Raw genomic sequence first — 19,151 nt, forward strand, 5'->3', positions numbered from 1 at the left:
GCTGCTGGCGCTGGCCTGCGTCGTGGCGTGGCGGGTGGCCGGCACGGCTTTCCTCGCGGCCTATCTCGCCGCCTGGTGGTTCTGCTGCGGGCTGGTGATGGGCGGGCTGGCCAACGTCTGGGTGCACAACCTGTCGGGCGGCCAGTGGGGCGAGGCGATCCGGGCATCGTCGCTCGACCTGGCGCGCACGATGTGGCTGCTGGCACTGCTGTTCCTGCCGCTGTTGCTCGGCATGCGCGACCTGTTCCCGTGGGCGCCGCAGGCCGCGCTCGGCGCAGGGCGCTGGGCCGGCGAGCTCAAGACCGGCAGCGCCGGCTTCAAGAGCCTGTGGCTGACGCCGTGGTTTTTTGCTCTGCGCAGCCTGTGCTACCTCGGCATCTGGACGCTGCTGGCGGTCCTGAGCCGGCGACCGGCGCTGCAGCGCGCGGCGCGCTTTTCGGCCGTCGCGCTGATCGTGTACGCCCTCACGGTCGGGCTGGCCGCCGTCGACTGGATCATGTCGCTCATGCCGCTCTGGTATTCCAGTTCGTTCGGCCTGCTGGCCGGCACCGGGCAGATGTTGGCCGGGATGGCGCTGGCAGTGCTGCTGGCGGCACGGCGCGGCGACCAGCCGCCCATGGTCTTCCGCGATCTCGGCAACCTGTTGCTGATGTACGTGATGACCTGGGCCTACCTTGCCTTCACCCAGTTCCTGATCATTTGGTCGGAAAACCTGCCGCATGAAATCGCGTGGTATCTGGCGCGACGCGACGGCGGCTGGCAGGCGGTCGCTTGGCTGCTGGCGCTGTTCCATTTCTTTGCGCCGCTGCTGATCCTGTTGTCGCGCAACGCCAAGGAAGCGCCGCGCATGCTCGGCTGGCTGGCCGCCGGCCTGCTCGCGTTCCACCTGCTCGACGTCTGGTGGATGACGCTGCCGTCGCTGCCGGTCGCATGGGCGCAATGGCTGTGGACGGTGCCGCTGGCCTGCGCCGCGCTGGGCGCCGCAGCCTGGGCGGCGTTCGGCGGGACGCCGTTGGTGCGACGGGAGGAGGTCAGCCATGGCTGAGCCGACACAACACCAGCCGGCCGGCATCAGCGTTCGCGGCGTGGTCTGGGGCGGCGTGGCGATCGTCACGGCGATCCTGCTGGGGGCAGCCGCTTCGTACCTCCTGTGGCGGCAGTGGAGTGCGCCGGACAGCGGACCGAATGCCGGGCGGCTGCCGCAGGTCGCGGCGCCGGTTCTGCAAGCTGCGCCACAGGACGACAGGGTGCGGTATTTCGCTGAAAAGCGCCGGCTGCTCGATTCCTGGGAGTGGATAGACCGCGAAAACGGCGTCGCGCGCATCCCGGTGCAGGAAGCGATGCAGATCATGGCGGCGCGCGGCGGCAACACGGCGCCGGCCGGAAAGGAGCGGCGATGACGCGCCTGCTGCTGGTTCTCTGCCTGTTGTCGGCCGCCCCGCAGTGCGCCTGGTCGCAGCCGCTCGCCTATCCCGCGCCGCCGCAGGCGCAGTTTCGCCAGCAGCTCGACGCACGCCTGCCGTTGGCGGCCGCGTTCACCGACGACAGCGGACGGCGCGCGCGTCTCGGCGATTTCTTCGGCACGCAGCCGGTGGTGCTGATGCTCGGCTACTACCATTGCCCGAACCTGTGCAGCACGCTGATGGATGGCGTGCTCGAAACCCTGGCCGGCGTCGGGCTGCCGCCGCGCGCCTACCGGGTGCTGGGCGTGAGCATCGATCCGACGGAAAGCGCAGCCAGCGCCGCACGCAAGAAGGCGTCCTATGGAGCGCTGGTGGCACATGCCGGCGGCGAGCTGCACCTGCTGACCGGTGCCGCACCGCAGATACAAGCCCTGGCGCGCAGCGCCGGCTTCGAGTACAGCTACGATGCGGCATCGCGCCAGTATGCGCACCCGGCCGGTTTTCTGGTCGCCACACCCGATGGGCGCATATCGCATTACTTCATGGGCGTGCGTTTCGACCCGCGCGATGTGCGCCTGGCGCTGGTGGATGCGGCGGCGGGGCGCATCGGTTCGCCGGTCGACCGCCTCCTGCTGATGTGCTCGCACTACGATCCGGCAACCGGACGCTACAGCGCGGCGGCCATGACGCTGGTGCGCGCCGCGTGCCTGGCGCTGCTGGCTGCGCTCGTCCTGTGGATGTGGCGCGTACGCAAGAGTGGCAGGCGGAGGGCCGAGGCATGAACGGTGCCTTCCATCTGCTACCGCCGAGCGCGTCGGACGCCGCCGGGCGCTACGACACCCTGATGCTGGTGGAATTCCTCGTGACCGGCTTTGTCGCGCTCGGGGTCGCCTTCATGATCGTCTACTTTTCAGTGCGCTATCGCCGCGATTCGGATGCGGATCGCAGCGCCGCCCCGGCTGGTGGACGCAAGCTTGAAATCGCATGGATCGCGATCCCGCTGCTGCTGTTTCTCTGTGCCTTCGCGTGGGCGGCCTACGACTATGCGCGGCTGTACCGCGATCCGCCGGGGGCAATGCCGGTATTCGTGGTCGCCAAGCAGTGGATGTGGAAGCTCGAACATGCCAACGGCCGGCGCGAGATAGACGAGCTGCACCTGCCGCTGGGCCAGCCGGTGAAGCTGGTGATGACATCGCAGGACGTGATCCACAGCTTCTATGTGCCGGCTTTCCGCATCAAGCAGGACGTGGTGCCGGGGCGCTACACAACGATTTCCTTCACGCCGACCGAGGCCGGCGAGTTCCACCTGTTCTGCGCTGAATACTGCGGCACCGAGCATGCCGCCATGCGCGGGCGGGTCGTGGTGATGCGCCCGGACCAGTTCGCCGCCTGGCTGCAGCAGGGCGATGCGCGGGAGGGCATGGCCGCGCGCGGCTTCGCGCTGTACCGCCGCTACGGCTGCAGCGGCTGCCACGAGGCGCAGTCGTCGGTCCATGCGCCCGACCTGCACGGCCTGCTCGGCCGCACCGTGCACCTGCAGGACGGCCGTTCGCTGGTCGCGGACGAAGCCTATGTGCGCGACTCGGTGCTGCTGCCGAAGAAAGAGGTCGTCGCCGGCTACGCACCGATCATGCCGTCGTTCGCGGGCCAGATCGCCGAGGAAGACCTGCTGGCGATTATCGAATACCTACGTTCCACGGGAGGCGGCGATGCACGCGCGGGTCACTGAAAAGGCAGGCGAAGACTATCTGAGCGGCGGCTACTCGCTGACGTCGTGGCTGACCACGCACGACCACAAGCGCATCGCCTGGCTCTACCTGGTGTCGATCACGGCATTCTTCTTCATCGGCGGCGCCGCCGCCACCCTGATCCGCATGGAGCTGGCCACGCCGCAGGGCGACCTGGTGTCGTCCGATACCTACAACCGCCTGTTTACGGCACACGGCGTGATCATGGTCTGGATGTTCCTGATTCCGTCGATTCCTTCCACGCTCGGCAACTTCCTGATGCCGATGATGATCGGCGCGCGCGACCTGGCCTTCCCGCGCCTGAACCTGGCGAGCTGGTATTTCTACCTGTTCGGCGGCATTTTCACGCTGGCCGCGCTCGTTGCCGGCGGCGTCGATACCGGCTGGACCTTCTACACGCCGTTCTCGACCATGTTCTCCAACAGTAACGTGATCCTCGCAATCACCGGCGTGTTCATCGTCGGCTTTTCCTCGATCCTGACCGGGCTGAACTTCATCGTCACCGTGCACAAGATGCGCGCCCCCGGCATGACCTGGTTCCGCCTGCCGCTGTTCGTGTGGGCCAATTACGCCACTTCCGTGATCCTGGTGCTGGCCACGCCGGTGCTGGCGATGACGCTGGCACTGCTGGCGGCCGAGCGCCTGCTGCATGTCGGCATCTTCGATCCGGCGCTGGGCGGCGACCCGCTCCTGTTCCAGCACCTGTTCTGGTTCTATTCGCACCCGGCGGTGTACATCATGGTGCTGCCGGCCATGGGCGTGGCCAGCGAGATCATCCCGTGCTTTGCGCGCAACCACGTGTTCGGCTACCGCTTCATGGCCTACGCGATCCTCGGCATCGCGACGATCGGCTTTCTGGTCTGGGGCCACCACATGTTCGTATCCGGCCAGTCGGTCTATGCCAGCATGGTGTTTTCCATCCTGTCCTTCCTGGTCGCGATCCCGTCGGCCATCAAGGTGTTCAACTGGACCGCGACGCTGTACAAGGGGCGGATCACGTTTTCGGCGCCGATGCTGTACGCGCTCGGCTTCGTCGGCCTGTTCACCATCGGCGGGCTGACCGGGCTGGTGCTGGCGTCGCTGGCGCTCGACGTACACCTGACCGACACCTATTTCGTGATTGCCCATTTCCACTACATCATGGTCGGCGGCTCGGTGATGGCGTACTTTGGCGCGCTGCATTTCTGGTGGCCGAAGATGACCGGGCGCATGTATCCGGAAATGTGGGGCAGGGCGGCGGCGCTGCTGATCTTTTTCGGCTTTAACCTGACTTTCTTCCCGCAATACCTGCTCGGCTACGGCGGCATGCCGCGTCGCTACCACAGCTACCCGCCGGAATTCCAGTTGCTCAACATCCTGTCGTCGGCCGGTGCAACCATCCTGGCCGCCGGCTACCTGCTGCCGCTGGGCTACCTGCTGTGGTCGCTGTTCTACGGCAAGCGCGCCGGGCCGAATCCGTGGCATGCCACCGGGCTGGAGTGGCAGACCGCGTCGCCCCCGCCCAAGCACAATTTCGAGCGCACCCCGACGGTAGTGCGGGAAGCCTACATGTACGACCCTGTCACCGGAACGGAGTCGCCGCAATGAACAAGAGCACGCATGCCGAGCAGTTCGACGATGCCGCCCAGCAGGAACAGGCGGTCACCTTCGGCATGTGGATCTTCCTGGCGACCGAACTGATGTTCTTCGGCCCGCTGCTGTTCGGCTATTCCTATGCGCGCTCCCACTTCCCGGAAGGCGTCGCCGCCGCCAGCCGGCATACGGAAGTCGTGCTGGGCACGATCAATACCGCCGTCCTCCTCACCAGCAGCCTGCTGATGGCAACCGCCGTAGAGGCGCGCAAGACCGATGCGACACAACTGGCGCGCCACCTGCTGCTGCTGGTGGCCGCGCTCGGCATCGTGTTCCTTGTGATCAAGGGAAGCGAGTACCGGCATGAATGGCAGGAGCGCCTGGTCCCGGGCGCGGGTTTTGCATTTCCAGACCCGCGACATGCATCGGCGGCGGAGATTTTCTACTTTCTCTATTTCGGACTGACGGGATTGCATGCGCTGCACCTGACGATCGGGATCGTCATGGTGCTGGCGTTTGCCATTGGCCTGTCGCGCGGCAAGAACCGCTTCGCCAGCGCCGAACGCGTCGAAGTGGCCGGGCTGTACTGGCATTTCGTCGACGTGGTCTGGATCTTCCTGTATCCGATCCTGTACCTGGTGGGGAGGAGCGGATGATGGATTCCGGAGCGCGCAACACGTATCGGCGCAGCCTCCTGGTATGGGCCGCGCTGATCGTCCTGCTGCTGCTGAGCTTTGGCAGCGCCTATCTGAAGCTGGGGCCGTGGAACAGCGTGCTCAATCTCGCCATCGCGGTCGCCAAGGCGGCGCTGGTCGCCGTCTTCTTCATGCATCTGCGCGGCGCGCCGGCCCTGCTGCGCATCGCGGCCGCCACGGCGCTGCTCACCCTCGCGCTGCTGTTCGGACTGTCGCAGGCCGATTACGCGACACGGACGGTGCACCCGGCACCCTGGCAGACCCCGCCATCTCACCGTACAGGAGGATAGAACATGCATGGTCAAGTGGTGGTCATCACCGGCTCGTCGGCAGGCATCGGCCGCGCCACGGCGGTGGAGTTCGCCCGCCACGGCTGGCGCGTGGCCTTGCTGGCGCGCGGCGCCGACGGGCTGGAAGGCGCGCGCGAGGAGGTGGAGCTGGCCGGCGGCGAGGCCATGATCGTGCCGACCGACGTGGCCGACCAGGCCCAGGTGGAGGCGGCGGCCGACGAGGTGGAGCGCGCATGGGGCGCGATCGATGTCTGGATCAACAATGCGATGTCGACGATCTTTTGTCCGGTGACGAAAATCACGCCGGAGGACTTCCGGCGAGCCACCGAAGTCACCTACCTCGGCGCGGTGTGGGGCACGATGGCGGCCTTGAAGCGCATGAAGCCGCGCGACCGCGGCGCGATCGTGCAGGTCGGATCGGCGCTCGCGTACCGTTCGATTCCGCTGCAGGCGCCATACTGCGGCGCCAAGAGCGCGGTGCGCGGCTTCACCGATTCATTGCGCTCCGAGCTGATCCACGACAAGAGCAAGGTCCACATGACGATGGTGCACCTGTCTGCCTTCAATACCCCGCAATTCGACTGGGGCCGCACCTGCATGTCCGACCAGCCCAAGCCGCTCGGCAAGATCTTCCAGCCGGAGGTGGCGGCGCGCGGCATCTACTGGGCCGCCGTGCACCGGCGGCGCGAGCTGTGGGTCGGCTGGCCGGCCGCGCAGGCGATCCTCGGCACGCGCGTCATCCCCGGCATTCTCGACCATCTGCTTGCGCACAAGGCCTACGAGGGACAGGAAGGCACGAAGCCCGTCGCACCGGACCGGCGCGACAACCTGTACCAGCCGGTGCCCGGCGACCATGGCGCGCACGGCCGCTTCGACAGCAAGGCGCTCACCGCGAGCGCGCAGCTATGGCTGACTACGCACCGCTGGAGCGTGGCGGTGGCTGCGCTGTTGTTCATCGTGCTGCTGGGCCTGCTGCTGGCCGTTATCTAACACCGTCTATGGCCGCAGCTCGACCTTCAGCCAGCCTTGCTGGCGCGTGTCGAACGCCTTGTAAGCCTCGATCACCGAATCGAGCGGTTGATGCTGGGTGACGATGGAGCGCGGGTCGAAGGCGCCCGACCGGATCAGCTCCACCAGGCGCGGGATGTATTTGCGATGGTTGCAATTTCCCATCCTGATCGTCAGATTCTTGTTCATGGCCACGCCGATCGGGAATGACGTGTCGCTCGGCGGATAGACGCCGATGATCGCCAGAGTGCCCGCCTTGGCCAGCGACTGGACCGCCCATTGCTGGGCTTGCGTCGGCGCTTCCCCAGGATGCCAGTTGTCGCCGGACGGCTGCTGCTTGGGCGCGACCTGTTGCTGCACCTGCTTGAAATCCTGCTGCTGGCTTTGCGCCTGGGCCGCCGCCGGACCGCTGTGCGGATGTTCCGCATCGACGCCGACCGCATCGATGGCGCTGTCCACGCCGATGCCGCCGGTTAAGTCCTTGATGGTCTGTACCGGGTCGTCTTCATCGAAATTGATTACTTCAGCGCCTTGCTGCTTCGCCATGGCGAGCCGGTCCGGCAGATTGTCGATCGCGATCACGCGCCCGGCGTCCATTAGCTTGGCCGAGGCAATGGCGAACTGGCCGACCGGTCCGCAGCCGAATACGGCGACGGTATGGCCCGGCTTGATGTCGGCCAGGTCGGCGCCAAAGTAGCCGGTCGGGAAGATATCGGATAGCAGGATGGCTTGATCGTCCGACACTTCTTCCGGCAGCTTCACCAGGTTGACGTGGGCGAAGGGGATGCGCGCCTTTTCGGCCTGCAAGCCATTGAACGGGCCGCTTTGCGGCGGCCCGCCATAGAAAGCGGTGCCGGCCGCCGCCCCGTTGGGGTTGGCATTGTCGCACTGCGCATAGTAGCCCGCGCGACAATAGGAGCAGTAACCGCAGGCGATGGTGGACGGGATGACGACGCGGTCGCCGACGGCGATGTTGCGCACGTCGTGGCCGACTTCTTCCACGATGCCCACGCCTTCATGCCCGAGTATGGTTCCTTCCTTCATGCCGGCAAACGTACCGCGGATGAAATGCAGGTCGGTGCCGCAGATGGCGCTGGCGGTCAGGCGCACGATCGCGTCTGTCGGTTGCTCGATCCTGGGATCGGGGACGTCTTCCAGGCGGATGTCGCCGACGTCGTGAAATACTACTGCTTTCATGAAATCCTCCTTGCTGGTCGCGCTGAACGGAGGCGCAGACATGCAAGTACGGTGCCGAGTCTGGCGGGGAACCGCCGACGTGTCTGGAGATCACATCTGCGAGGCCGTTGCAGCGGCCGACGCCGGCACGGAATGGAGGCAAGTCATGAGCGAACAACGGCTGAAGGGCGAACTGGCACTGGGACAGGCGCGCCACACCCACGGAACGGCCATCGTGGTAGACGCCGCATCGATGCTGTTCCAGGGGCAAGGCGCCTAGCATCCTTACCGGAAACGAGGAACAACCCGCATGGCCGAATCCCGCGTCGTGGTCTATGGGGCGATTGCCGGCAACGTGGCGATCGCCACCACCAAGTTCATTGTCGCCGGCATCACCGGCAGTTCGGCGATGCTGTCGGAGGCGATTCATTCGACGGTGGATACCGGCAACGGAGTGCTGCTGCTGGTCGGCCTAAAGCGCAGCCAGCGCGCGCCCGACCCCGAGCATCCTTTCGGCTACGGCAAGGAATTGTACTTCTGGGGCCTGATTGTCGCGGTCCTGATATTCGGCGCCGGCGGCGGCATATCCGCCTATGAAGGCGTGCTGCACATGTTGAATCCGGAACCGCTGCAGGATCCGAAGTGGAACTACGTCGTCCTCGCCAGCGCTGCCGTATTTGAAGGCATCAGCTTTTCGATCGCCGTGCACAAGGTGTGGAAGGAGAAGGGGAGTCGGCCGTTCCTGAAAGCGCTGCATGTCAGCAAGGACCCGAGCACCTTCACCGTGGTTGCGGAAGACAGCGCCGCGCTCATCGGCCTGCTGCTGGCGGCGCTCGGCATCTGGAGCAGCCACCACTTCGACATGCCGGTGCTGGACGGCGCGGCATCGGTCGCGATCGGTATCCTGCTGGCGGGCGTGGCGGTGTTGCTGATCCATGAAAGCCGCAGCCTGCTGGTCGGCGAAGGCGTGGACCGTGACATGGCGAGCGAGATCCGCCGGTTGGCGCAGGCGGATGATGCCGTTGCCTCGGTCGCGCAACCGTTGACCATGTACTTTGGCCCCGACGAAGTATTGCTGAACCTCGACGTCAAATTCCATAGCGGCATTTCCGGCGGCGAAATCGCGGCGTCGGTCAATCGCATCGAGCGCGGTATCCGGGGCCGTTTTCATGCCGTCAAACGCATCTATATCGAGGCCAAGCCGATCGCCGCAGCGGCGCAAGGCACCTGACGGCCTTGGGGAGCATTCAGCGTCATGTCCGAAAATCATCAGCACGATCACGACCATAATCACGACCATGATCACGATCACATCCATGACCATGGACACAGCCATGCACACGGACACAGCCATGTGCACGCCCCCAAGGATTTCGGCAAGGCCTTCGCCGTCGGCATTTTCCTCAATACCGGATTCGTCATCGTCGAAGCCGTCTACGGCATCCTGTCCAATTCGCTGGCCTTGCTGACCGATGCCGGGCACAACCTTGGCGACGTGATGGGCCTGCTGCTGGCGTGGGGCGCCAGCGTGCTGTCGGCGCGCCAGCCGTCGGCGCGCTTCACCTACGGCTTGCGCAGCACCTCGATACTCGCGGCGCTGGTCAATGCCGCCGTGCTGCTGATCGTTACCGGCGGCATCGGCTGGGAAGCCCTGACGCGCTTCAGCAGGCCGTCGCCGGTGCAGGGAAGCACTGTCATCGCCGTGGCGGCTGTCGGCGTGGCGATCAATACCGCGACGGCGCTGATGTTCATGTCCGGCCGCAAGGGCGACCTCAATGTGCGCGCCGCTTTCCTGCACATGGCGGCCGACGCGGCCATTTCGCTCGGTGTGGTCCTGTCGGGGATCGCCATCGTGTATACCGGGTGGCAATGGCTTGATCCCGCCGTCAGCCTGATGATCGCACTGCTGGTGATCGTCAGTACCTGGGGCCTGCTGCACGATTCGGCCAGCCTGGCGCTGCATGCGGTTCCGGCCGGTATCGACACCGAAGCGGTGCAGGCTTATCTTGCGTCGATTAGCGGGGTAGCCGAAGTGCACGACCTGCACATCTGGGGCATGAGCACGACCGAGACCGCGCTCACCGCCCATCTGGTCTTCCCCGGCGGCTATCCGGGCGACGCGATGCACAGCGATATCGCGCGCGAGCTGAAAAGGCGGTTCCGCATCGCGCATCCGACGATCCAGATCGAGACGGGCGACTTGGCGCATCCATGCGCGCTGGCGCCGCCGCACGTGGTTTAGCGCGATGATCTATTCCATGCGCCGCAGCATCCACAGCGCCGACTTTTGCATCCCGATCAGAAGCGCCGTGATGCCGACCGCGAGGGCAAACAGCATCAAATTACTCTCGTCGCTGGCGCGCAATCCGAAGCTCAGGGCGGTCGATACCGCCGGCGGATGCATCGCGTCAAACGCAATCATGCCGACGATGGCGATCACCATTGCAATGCCGCCCGACAGGTAGCCGGGGCCCAGCAGCATGAACGCAAGCAGCCCGAGCGCGGCTGCCCCGACTTGGGACAGCACCAGCGTGCGTACCTTGTTGACCGCATTTTCCGGGTCGAGGTAGATGAGGAAGGCGCTCGATGCCAGCGAGGCGAACAGCAGACGCTGCCGGCTCAGCGCCTCGACCAGCACCAGCACCAGCAGCACGATGGCGGTCGGCATGAGCGCCAGCGCCAGCTCGCCCTTCAGGCCGATGCGGCGCCGGCGCGGCAGCTTGTTCATTGCGGCTTCTCCCCGCCGGCGGCCTGCGGATGTTGGCGCAGCACCCGTTCGTCGGCGGCTTGCTCATCCTTCATTTCCCGGCTCAGAAAATAGTTGAGGGCGGTCCGGATGACGGCAATCGCGGCCAGCTTGCCGATGCGTTCCCAGGTCGGCGCCACCGACGTCGACAGGATGTCGGCCGCCAGCTGCAGTTCCAGCGCCAGCGTCAGGTAGCGCGCGAACGACAGACGGATCGGCGTAAACGGCCCGCCGCGGGTGATGATCAGGTAGCGCAGGATGCCCGCGATCGCGACCGCCACGCCGGCGGCGATCACCAGCGCGCCCAGGGTTTCCACCAGCAGCCGCAACCACTCGACACCCGCCCGAACCTGTTCTTCGACCTGATGGAACAATCGCGGTCTCCTCGTCTCGTCAATTCGATCATCCGCCGCGCCGGCGCTGCGCTACCCGAGCTTGCTCAGCACGAAAGCCGCAAGAAAGCCGAGCACCGTGATCAGGCCACTGAAATTATGGGCGGATTCGAACGCTTCCGGGATCATGGTATCGGCCAGCATGGTGAGGATGGCGCCTGCCGCCGACGCATTGGTCGCGGCGATCACTTCATCCGAAAAGCGGCTGAACACCGCGTAGCCGGCCCATGCCGCGATGCCGCATATCACGGCGATGCCCAGCCACAGCCCGAAGATATAGCGGGCCGAGCGTCCTGCCTTCTTCATACCGGCCGCGCTCGACAGTCCCTCGGGTATATTCGACAGAAACACCGCCACCACCGCCACTATGCTGACTGTGCCACCGGCGATCATGGAAACGCCGATGACAATCGATTCCGGGATGCCGTCCAGCAGTGACCCGACGGCGATCGCCATGCCGCTGCCGCTTTTCTGCGATTCGGATTGCTGCTGGGTGCCGGAGCGTTTGCGATGCTTCGCGCCATGCCGGGCAAGCACCACGTTGGCAAGCGTGTAGACTGCCGCACCGGCAACGAAACCGATGGCGGTCGCGTCGAACCCGCCGCGCTGGAAGGCTTCCTCCATCAGGTCCAGCGACAGCGCGGAAATCAGCACACCGCTGCCGAAAGCCATGACCGCCGCCACGGCCCGTTGTGGCAAATGGGTGAAGTAGGCGATTCCCGCGCCGATCACCAGCGCGGAACCGGCCACCAGGCCCCACAGCAGGGACTGCAGGGAGAGCGACATGGCTCAGTGGTGTTTCTTCTGTTCCTTCGACAGCGCCTGGCTGACATCGACCGGCGCTTCGTACTGTTCATCGGGCAGTTGCTCCAGCGAACTGCACACGTTCTCGTCGGCGCCCATCTTCTTGGCGTTTTCGAAGAGGGTGTTCTTGGATGCGGGATAGTCGACGCCCTTGAGGAATTTCTGTAGCTGGATGGGATTTATCTGAGACATGGTTTGCTCCGAAAGAAATACAGCCGCACCACGCGGCCGCCAGCCCTGGCAGCAAGGCCCATACCAGTGACGCCATTCCGGGCCGTCCGGCTCTGATACGCCGGCATAGCTCGAACGTGCTGCAGGCGTGGCTTGTCTTGCTTCAAAAAATCAATTCCGACCAATACAAATTACACGGCATTTGTAAATCCTGACGCACCGCGAAGCGTTTTCATGCCGCTGATACTGATTCTGGTATTGGAGCAACGCGCGGCGCGATGCTGGTATGAATCATGCAAGAAATGAACTACGAGAGTCCGCATCCGGCCTTTCTCAAGTCAATCATTTCAACAAGAAAGGAACAATCATGAAAGGTTCTAGATATCTGCTTCCGTTCGGTTTCGCCGTACTGCTTGCCGCCTGCGCACCGACCCAGACTTCGCGTTCAAGCGGCCAGGCGCTGGATGACGCATCGATCACCGCACGCGTAAAAACCGAGATCGCGCAAAGCGAAAGCGTCGGCCAGGCGATGAAAGTCAACGTCGACACGTATCGCGGCGTCGTATCCCTGAGCGGATTCGTCGACAACCAGAAGCAGGCCAGCGACGCAGTGAAGGCGGCCAAGCAGGTGGCCGGCGTGGAAAAAGTGATCAATAACCTGGAAGTCAAACCGAGGGAATCGTCCGGCCGATGATCCCAAGCGCCGCGCGTCTTGCGCGCGGTGCAGCATTTTCAAACGAGAAAACGGTCCCATCCATCGTAGTGATGCCGAACCTGCCCGCGTGGGACCGCCAGCAAGAGCAGCAGGACCCCGACCACCGTGTCGGCGCCTGCGGCAACCCAGTGGCCGCCGCCGATGAACCAGGGAGCGGCGATCAGCCAGATACCGAACAGGAAGTTGATCATCCGGAGCGGTCGTGCCACCTCCGCGAACGATGCGATCGAAAAGGTAAATACCAGCGCGCCTGTCAGGTGGTCGCTGTTGGCAAGCGTCCCGCTGCTGTCGAGCGTGATGCGGGTAAACATTAACCACACGCCGAGCGCAGCTGACACGACCAGCGCCTTGGGCAGTGCCCGCGCCTGCTGCAGCAGGCGCGCAGCCTGCCATCCCCCGATTTCCAGTGGCGGTGACGGATCACGGCTGGCGCCGGTAACCGTGCCGCCGCGCCAGAACACATGCCACAGAGACTGGCTCTCGCTGCGTGCTCGGGACAGAAACTGCAGCATCGCCACGATTTCATCGAATGAGTACGGCAGCATGATCACCATTGCGGCGGCCGTGATCAGGCATAGCGTGCACCAGGTACCGATCACGATCGGCTGGATGATGATGAAGAAGATGCTCACGGCGCCCAGCGGGATCACCAGCACGCCGAACATGCCCACCATCCAGGGCATGGTGCGCCAGCGGGCGCGCCCGCCCATCATGCCCGACAGCGCCTCCAGAAGGTAGCTGATTGCACCCAGTCCGGCGTCGGCCACGGGCCAGGCCTTCGAGACGTTGGAGGTAATGATGCGCGCGGTGCCGCCGCCGAAGAACGGATCCCACACCTCGGAGATGTGGCCGAGCTGATAGGCCGTCAGTTGGCGCGCAAGCAGGAAGGAAAACAGCGCCAGCCCAATGATGGGCAGGCGCTGCGACCATGAAGACGGTGAATAGTCCCAGCCTGGCGGGATGTCTTCCTGCGACTGCATCGCTTCCATGCTCATGCCTGGCATCATCGGGACCAGGATGGAAAACGCAATCGCCAGTGCCCCGATCAGCCAGTCATTATTGGCCGAAGCCGCATCCGGCGCCCAGAACAGCAACGGCGCAAACAGCAGCCAGATACCGGTGAAGCAGGTGCCCCATTGAGCCCAGCGCATGCGCCAGGACAGCGATAGACTGCCAAAGACGATCATCAGGAAGCCAGCGGCCATATCGCTGTACACGATCATCTGCGCGCGCTCGATCGGCGGCGGCAGATGGCGCTCCGCTGTCACACGTGCCACCTGAGGGCCGAAGCTGCCCGGGTCCAGGTAGCCGAGCATGGCGGGAGACGCAACCAGCCATGCGCCGAGTGCGATCACGGCGAAATGCACCCACAGCTTCTGCAAGTGATGCATGTACATCATCTGCATGTGCGGGCTGGCCATTTTCTTCATCGTGCCGTCGCCCGGCATATCGCGTCCGGATGCGTCATCCATGCGCACCTGCCTTCTCGCTGCGGCCGAACGAAAGCATCAGCGCGCGCAGCTGATCTTCAGCGAATCGATCGACTGCGTGAACTTCAGTCCCTTGCGCAGCTGCGGCTCGCGGGTGCCGGGCCGCAGGGTCGCGGTCTGATGCCGGTATGACTCGTTTTCGTATACCGCGACAGTGGCCTTCGGTCCGACGATCACGCTCTCCGTCTTGTGTTTCCAATCCACGCCTCCGGCCGGCGCGTGCAGCGACGGCAGTTCCACTGGCCCGGCGATGGTCAGGTCGTCGACTCCCTGGTAATTGGGTTCCGGAAACAGGCGCACCCAGCAGCCTTTGGCCAGCGTCGGGTCGGTGCGTACTTCCGTGGGCGCGATGATGAATAGCGGTGGGATGACCGGCGTAGCGAGATTCTCGTTCTTGACACCCCCGGTATTCTGCGCCGACACGGGCGGTATGCAACAAACAGTCGCTGCGACGAACAGCAGCGCCAGCGGTCCAGGTTTCAGCATGATGCCTCCGATCGGTTTGGGGTCAATGTTTTGCGCAGCTGCCGGTCTCAGTCTGTGCCATAGGCAATGGTCGACAGCAGCGCCAGCTCGGCCTGGCGCGAGTCGAGGCGGGTATGTTGCACCACCACTGGCACGTCGGACTCGATGACGCTGGCGTAATCGGTGCCGGGCGGGATGGGCTCCGGGTCGCGCAGGTCGTTGAAACGCAGGTGCAGCGTGCGGCGTGCCGGTACCGCCACGCGGTACGGGCCGGCCGGGGATCGGTCCTTGAAAAAGATGGTGATGGCGATCTGCGCCGGATCGTCGCCCGCGTTCAGGATGCAGGCCGCCTCGTGGCTGACCAATTCGCGGCTGGTGCCGGTGCTTTGCGGCGGGATGTAACCTTCGGCAATCGCCCAGCGCCGTTTTCCGATAGCGTCCAATTGCGCCTCCGTGGTTAATGTTTTCCATCCTGCTGATGCAGCGCCATGCGCAATACCTGCGCCAGGTGCAGCGGTTCGGCGTCGGTCGTCTGCAGCAGCTGCTCGCGGCAGCTGAAGCCGTCGGCGATGACCAGCGTCCCGTCCGGCGCGTTGCGCACCGCCGGCAGCAGCACGCGTTCGGCGCACTGCATCGAGACGGCATACTTTTCCTTTTCGAAGCCGAACGATCCGGCCATGCCGCAACATCCCGAGTCGAGAAGGTCGAAGTCGAGCCCCAGCTTGTTCATCACCGACACCTCGGCATCCATCTTCAGCACGGACTTGTGATGGCAGTGGCCATGCACGACGGCGTGCCGTTCCAGCTTCGGAAACGGAAAGCCGTCGGCTTCCCGTTCCAGGAATTCACTCAGCAGGAACACCTTTTCCCGCAGCCGCTTGGCCTGCTCGTTGCGGGCCAGCAGGTCCGGCATCTCTTCGCGGAATACCGATACGCAGGCCGGCTCCAGTCCGACGATAGGGGTGCCAGCCCGGATGTCGTCGGCGAGCACATCCAGCACGCGCTCCAGGTAGCTTTTGGCGCGGTCGAGCATGCCGAATTCGTACAGGGGACGCCCGCAGCACAGGTGCACTTTCGGAATCGCGACGTCGAAGCCGGCGTGCTCCAGCACTTCGAGTGCGGCCCGCGCCGTATCGGGATGGAAGTAGTTGTTGAAAGTGTCCGGCCACAGGATGATCCGGCGCCGCCCCTGTTGCTTGCGCGGGTGCTTGCCGTACCAGGAGGCGAACGATTCGCCTGCCAGCGAGGTGATGCGGCGCTGCGGCGCGATACCGACGATTTTTTTCGCCAGCGCGGCGAACGGCTCGCGCTGCGTGAGGAAGTTGGCAAGGCCCGGCGCATGCGACGCCATCCTCGCCCAGCGGTCGATCAGCCCGAAGGCATAGGCACTCGCCGGCCGCAGGCGGCCTTCATAGTAATGCGACATGAATTCCGCCTTGTAGGTCGCCATGTCGACATTGACCGGGCATTCGCCCTTGCAGCCCTTGCAGGACAGGCACAGGTCGAGCGCCTCGTGCACGGACTCATTCTTCCAGCCGCCGGTGATGACCTCGCCGCGCACCATCTCGAACAACAAGTGCGCCCGCCCGCGAGTGGAGTGCATTTCTTCCCGCGTGGCCATGTAGCTCGGGCACATCGTGCCTTCCTTTTTGCGGCACTCGCCGACGCCGACGCAACGCAGTAGCGTACGCGAGAAATCGCCGTTGTCGCGCGGATAATGGAAATGCACTGGCAGCACCGGCGGATTGTAATCGGTGCCCAGCCGCAGGTTTTCATCGGCTCGATAGGCGCCGACGACTTTGCCCGGATTCATTTTCCAGTGCGGATCCCAGATCCCCTTGAACTCGCGGAATGCCTGCATCAGTTCGTCGCCGAACATGATCGGCAGCAGCTCCGCCTTGGACTGGCCATCCCCATGCTCGCCCGAGATCGAGCCGCCCAGGCTCACCACCAAGCGCGCCGCTTCATGCAGGAATGCGCGGAAAGTGCGGATGCCGTCCGCCGTCTCCAGGTCGAAGTCGATACGCGTATGCACGCATCCCTGCCCGAAGTGGCCGTACAGGTCGCAGGCATAGCCGTATTTCTCGAACAGCGCGCGCAGCTTGCGCAAGTACTGGCCGAGGTTCTCGGGCGGCACTGCGGAGTCCTCCCATCCTTCCCACGTGATCGGCTTGTCGGGCACGTGCGCGGTGGCGCCCAGCCCCGATTCGCGCACCTTCCAAAGCATCTTTTCCACGGGCGGATCGTCGAACAGCTTCATCGACGGCGGATGTTCGGCCTGCTTCAAGGCCTCCATCAGGCGCCGCGCCTGCGCATCCGAGTCGCCCTTGCTGTCGCCGCCGAATTCGACCAGCAGCCAGCCGCCGCCCTCAGGCAGCAGCTTCACGTTGTCCGGATGCAGATGGACGGCGGTCATGTCGGCGATCAGGCGGTCGTCCATGCCTTCCAGCGCGATTGGCTTGTGGCGCAGGACTTCCGGCACATGGTCGCCGGCCTCGTACACGTCCTTGTAGCCGAGCACCAGCAGCGAGCGGGCCGCCGGATTGTCGAGCAGGCGCACCTTGGCTTCGAGGATCACCACGCAGGTGGCTTCGGAGCCGACCAGCGCCTGCGCCACATGGAATCCATGCTCTGGCAGCAACGCTTCCAGGTTATAGCCGGACACGCGCCGCGGAATCTGCGGAAAGCGGCCCCGGATCTGGTTGGCGTAACGGTCGCGCAGCTTTTGCAGATGTGCGTAGATGTCGCCGCGCCGGCCCGGCTGGGCGAGGATCTCTTGCAGCTGTTCGTCGGAGGTGGCGCCGACCGTCATGCGGGTGCCGTCGTAGGTGAGGACGTCGAGCTCGATGATGTTGTGCACGGTCTCGCCGCCCATGACGGAATGCGGGCCGCAGGAATTATTGCCGATCATGCCGCCCAGCGTATTGTGGTTGTGCGTGGCCGGGTCGGGCGCGAAGGTCAACCCCTGCTTTTCCGCCGCATGGCGCAGGTCGTCGAGCACGCAGCCGGGCTGCACGCGCGCGGTTTTGGTCCGACTGTCGACCTCCAGCACCCGGTTCAGGTACTTGGAAAAGTCCATCACCACCGCGACGTTGCAGCACTGCCCGCACAGGCTGGTGCCGCCGCCGCGCGAAAGCACCGGCGCGCCGTAGCGGTAGCACAGGCGCACCGTCTCGATCACATCCTCGATCGTGCGCGGGATCACCACGCCGATCGGCACTTGCCGGTAGTTCGATGCATCGGCCGCGTACAGCGCGCGGCTGCCGCTGTCGAATCGCACTTCGCCGGCGATGCTGCGCCTGAGCTCGGCTTCCAGCTGTTTCATGTCGCCGAATCCCGCCGAAAGCGGCGGCGCACTTGATTTCGTGTCGACTAGACCTCGTAACATCTCGCCTCCTGGCGCTTGAATTCGATGCCCAGACCGGGCCGTGCCATGTCCGGCGCCAGCATGCCGTTGTCCGGCACGGCCGCGCCTTCGAACAGCATCTGCTCGATGCGCGCATGGTCGTGGAAGTATTCGAGATGGATGGCGGGACGCGCCGCGCACACCAGCGGCAGATGCAACGCCGGCGCGCAGTGGCTCGACAGCGGAACGCCCGAGGCTTCGCACAGGGCAGCGGCGCCGAGAAAACCGGTGATGCCGCCGCAGCGCGTCGCGTCCGCCTGCAGCACGTCGACCGCCTGCGCCTCCAGCATGCGGCGAAAATAGGGCAGGTCGTAGCCGTATTCGCCCGCCGACACCGCCATCCCCGGTGGGCCGTCGTCGCGCAGCAGGCGAAGCCCGGCCAAATCGTCCGACGACACCGGTTCCTCGAACCAGGTCACGTCGTGCTGCGCGAAATCGTGGGCGAACGCGAGCGCCTGCTTGCGCGTATAGGAGCCGTTGGCGTCGACGAATAGTTCGGCGCCGGGGCCGATCGCTTCGCGCGCGGCACGCACCCGCGCCAGATCATGTGCCGGATCGCGCCCGATCTTCATCTTTACGTAGCGCATGCCGCTGTTGGCCCAGTCGCCCAGCTGCCGCTGCAGGCGTTCTTCCGCATAGCTGGTGAAACCGCCGCTGCCGTAGACCGGGATAGCCGGCCGGGCCGGCCCCAGCAGCGCCGCCAGCGACATGTTGAGCAGCTTGCCCTTCAAGTCCCAGAGCGCGACGTCGACCGCCGAGATCGCCATGGAACAGATGCCGGGGCGGCCAAGATTGCGGATCGCTATCGCCATGTCCTGCCAGCGCGCATTGATCGACAGTGCGTCGCGCCCGTGCAGCAAGGGCGCGAGCTTGTCGCGGATCAGGGCGGCGGTGGCGGTATCGGCATAGGTGTAGCCGATGCCGGATGCGCCGCCGGCGTTGATGCGCACCAGCACCAGCGTGGTCGAATCCCATTCCAGCGTGCCATCAGACTCCGGAGCGTCGGTGGGGATGATGTACGCCGATACGCCGACATGCACGATCGGCTCGGGCGGGTGCAGCGCGGACAT

Annotated in this window: 21 protein-coding genes; 11 read left to right on the forward strand and 10 right to left on the reverse strand. The window is 64.9% G+C overall.

Going from position 1 to position 19,151, the window contains the following annotated elements; all coding sequences use genetic code 11:
* Window positions 1–22: 22 nt before the first annotated feature.
* Genes TSA66_RS02380 through TSA66_RS02415 form a run of 8 tightly spaced genes read left to right on the forward strand, consistent with a single transcriptional unit; the run spans window position 23 to window position 6,698 of the window.
* Window positions 23–1,045: a hypothetical protein gene (locus TSA66_RS02380; RefSeq protein WP_198358688.1), complete on the forward strand. Its 1,023-nt coding sequence runs from the start codon at window positions 23–25 to the stop codon at window positions 1,043–1,045.
* On the forward strand, window positions 1,038–1,400 hold the full coding sequence (locus TSA66_RS02385) for a hypothetical protein (RefSeq protein WP_052452036.1): 363 nt from the start codon (window positions 1,038–1,040) through the stop codon (window positions 1,398–1,400). Before TSA66_RS02380 ends, TSA66_RS02385 begins: the two co-directional genes overlap by 8 nt.
* The gene (locus TSA66_RS02390; protein ID WP_052452037.1) at window positions 1,397–2,185 is read left to right on the forward strand and encodes an SCO family protein; all 789 of its coding nucleotides are present in this window, start codon (window positions 1,397–1,399) and stop codon (window positions 2,183–2,185) included. The genes TSA66_RS02385 and TSA66_RS02390 overlap by 4 nt, the downstream gene beginning before the upstream one ends.
* Window positions 2,107–3,132, forward strand: coding sequence for a cytochrome c oxidase subunit II (gene coxB, locus TSA66_RS02395; RefSeq protein WP_232429382.1), 1,026 nt, complete (start codon window positions 2,107–2,109; stop codon window positions 3,130–3,132). The genes TSA66_RS02390 and coxB overlap by 79 nt, the downstream gene beginning before the upstream one ends.
* Window positions 3,113–4,738, forward strand: coding sequence for a cytochrome c oxidase subunit I (ctaD, locus tag TSA66_RS02400; protein WP_040038846.1), 1,626 nt, complete (start codon window positions 3,113–3,115; stop codon window positions 4,736–4,738). Before coxB ends, ctaD begins: the two co-directional genes overlap by 20 nt.
* Window positions 4,735–5,379: a cytochrome c oxidase subunit 3 gene (locus TSA66_RS02405; protein WP_040038847.1), complete on the forward strand. Its 645-nt coding sequence runs from the start codon at window positions 4,735–4,737 to the stop codon at window positions 5,377–5,379. The genes ctaD and TSA66_RS02405 overlap by 4 nt, the downstream gene beginning before the upstream one ends.
* The gene (locus tag TSA66_RS02410; RefSeq protein WP_232429383.1) at window positions 5,376–5,708 is read left to right on the forward strand and encodes a cytochrome C oxidase subunit IV family protein; all 333 of its coding nucleotides are present in this window, start codon (window positions 5,376–5,378) and stop codon (window positions 5,706–5,708) included. Before TSA66_RS02405 ends, TSA66_RS02410 begins: the two co-directional genes overlap by 4 nt.
* A 3-nt stretch (window positions 5,709–5,711) precedes the next feature.
* A complete protein-coding gene (locus tag TSA66_RS02415; protein ID WP_040038848.1) occupies window positions 5,712–6,698 on the forward strand; it encodes an SDR family oxidoreductase in 987 nt (328 codons plus the stop codon).
* Between the two features lie 6 nt (window positions 6,699–6,704).
* On the opposite strand, the gene TSA66_RS02420 is transcribed toward TSA66_RS02415, so the two are convergent.
* Window positions 6,705–7,913 (reverse strand): zinc-dependent alcohol dehydrogenase, encoded by a 1,209-nt coding sequence (locus TSA66_RS02420; RefSeq protein ID WP_040038849.1) that lies wholly within the window; start codon window positions 7,911–7,913, stop codon window positions 6,705–6,707.
* A 289-nt stretch (window positions 7,914–8,202) separates the two neighbouring features.
* Between TSA66_RS02420 and TSA66_RS02430 the strand changes: the two genes are divergently transcribed.
* Both TSA66_RS02430 and TSA66_RS02435 read left to right on the forward strand, forming a co-directional pair.
* Window positions 8,203–9,123, forward strand: coding sequence for a cation diffusion facilitator family transporter (locus TSA66_RS02430; protein WP_040038851.1), 921 nt, complete (start codon window positions 8,203–8,205; stop codon window positions 9,121–9,123).
* Between the two features lie 24 nt (window positions 9,124–9,147).
* On the forward strand, window positions 9,148–10,134 hold the full coding sequence (locus tag TSA66_RS02435; protein ID WP_052452038.1) for a cation diffusion facilitator family transporter: 987 nt from the start codon (window positions 9,148–9,150) through the stop codon (window positions 10,132–10,134).
* Between the two features lie 9 nt (window positions 10,135–10,143).
* Here the strand turns inward: TSA66_RS02435 and TSA66_RS02440 are convergent, their stop codons facing one another.
* The 4 genes from TSA66_RS02440 to TSA66_RS02455 are packed head-to-tail and all read right to left on the reverse strand — an operon-like array spanning window position 10,144 to window position 12,026.
* Window positions 10,144–10,620, reverse strand: coding sequence for an HPP family protein (locus TSA66_RS02440; RefSeq protein ID WP_040038852.1), 477 nt, complete (start codon window positions 10,618–10,620; stop codon window positions 10,144–10,146).
* Window positions 10,617–11,012, reverse strand: a complete 396-nt coding sequence (locus TSA66_RS02445) for a DUF1622 domain-containing protein (protein ID WP_040038853.1) — start codon at window positions 11,010–11,012, stop codon at window positions 10,617–10,619. Before TSA66_RS02445 ends, TSA66_RS02440 begins: the two co-directional genes overlap by 4 nt.
* Before the next feature lie 51 nt (window positions 11,013–11,063).
* Window positions 11,064–11,816, reverse strand: a complete 753-nt coding sequence (locus tag TSA66_RS02450) for a ZIP family metal transporter (protein WP_040038854.1) — start codon at window positions 11,814–11,816, stop codon at window positions 11,064–11,066.
* A 3-nt stretch (window positions 11,817–11,819) separates the two neighbouring features.
* Window positions 11,820–12,026, reverse strand: coding sequence for a DUF2795 domain-containing protein (locus TSA66_RS02455; protein WP_040038855.1), 207 nt, complete (start codon window positions 12,024–12,026; stop codon window positions 11,820–11,822).
* Between the two features lie 346 nt (window positions 12,027–12,372).
* Here TSA66_RS02455 and TSA66_RS02460 point away from each other — a divergent pair, with 346 nt between their 5' ends.
* Window positions 12,373–12,699, forward strand: coding sequence for a BON domain-containing protein (locus tag TSA66_RS02460; protein ID WP_052452039.1), 327 nt, complete (start codon window positions 12,373–12,375; stop codon window positions 12,697–12,699).
* Between the two features lie 38 nt (window positions 12,700–12,737).
* On the opposite strand, the gene TSA66_RS02465 is transcribed toward TSA66_RS02460, so the two are convergent.
* From TSA66_RS02465 to TSA66_RS02485, 5 genes are read right to left on the reverse strand one after another with little or no spacing between them, the layout of a single operon-like run.
* Window positions 12,738–14,192, reverse strand: coding sequence for a vitamin K epoxide reductase family protein (locus TSA66_RS02465; protein ID WP_198358690.1), 1,455 nt, complete (start codon window positions 14,190–14,192; stop codon window positions 12,738–12,740).
* A gap of 36 nt (window positions 14,193–14,228) precedes the next feature.
* Window positions 14,229–14,696: a beta/gamma crystallin domain-containing protein gene (locus TSA66_RS02470; RefSeq protein WP_040038856.1), complete on the reverse strand. Its 468-nt coding sequence runs from the start codon at window positions 14,694–14,696 to the stop codon at window positions 14,229–14,231.
* Between the two features lie 47 nt (window positions 14,697–14,743).
* Window positions 14,744–15,118 (reverse strand): sensory rhodopsin transducer, encoded by a 375-nt coding sequence (locus TSA66_RS02475; protein ID WP_040038857.1) that lies wholly within the window; start codon window positions 15,116–15,118, stop codon window positions 14,744–14,746.
* Between the two features lie 14 nt (window positions 15,119–15,132).
* The gene (locus tag TSA66_RS02480; protein ID WP_040038858.1) at window positions 15,133–18,063 is read right to left on the reverse strand and encodes an FAD-binding and (Fe-S)-binding domain-containing protein; all 2,931 of its coding nucleotides are present in this window, start codon (window positions 18,061–18,063) and stop codon (window positions 15,133–15,135) included.
* Window positions 18,048–19,151: an enolase C-terminal domain-like protein gene (locus tag TSA66_RS02485; protein WP_040038859.1), complete on the reverse strand. Its 1,104-nt coding sequence runs from the start codon at window positions 19,149–19,151 to the stop codon at window positions 18,048–18,050. Before TSA66_RS02485 ends, TSA66_RS02480 begins: the two co-directional genes overlap by 16 nt.

The sequence above is a fragment of the Noviherbaspirillum autotrophicum genome (assembly GCF_000818395.1).
Classification (GTDB): Bacteria; Pseudomonadota; Gammaproteobacteria; order Burkholderiales; family Burkholderiaceae_D; genus Noviherbaspirillum; species Noviherbaspirillum autotrophicum.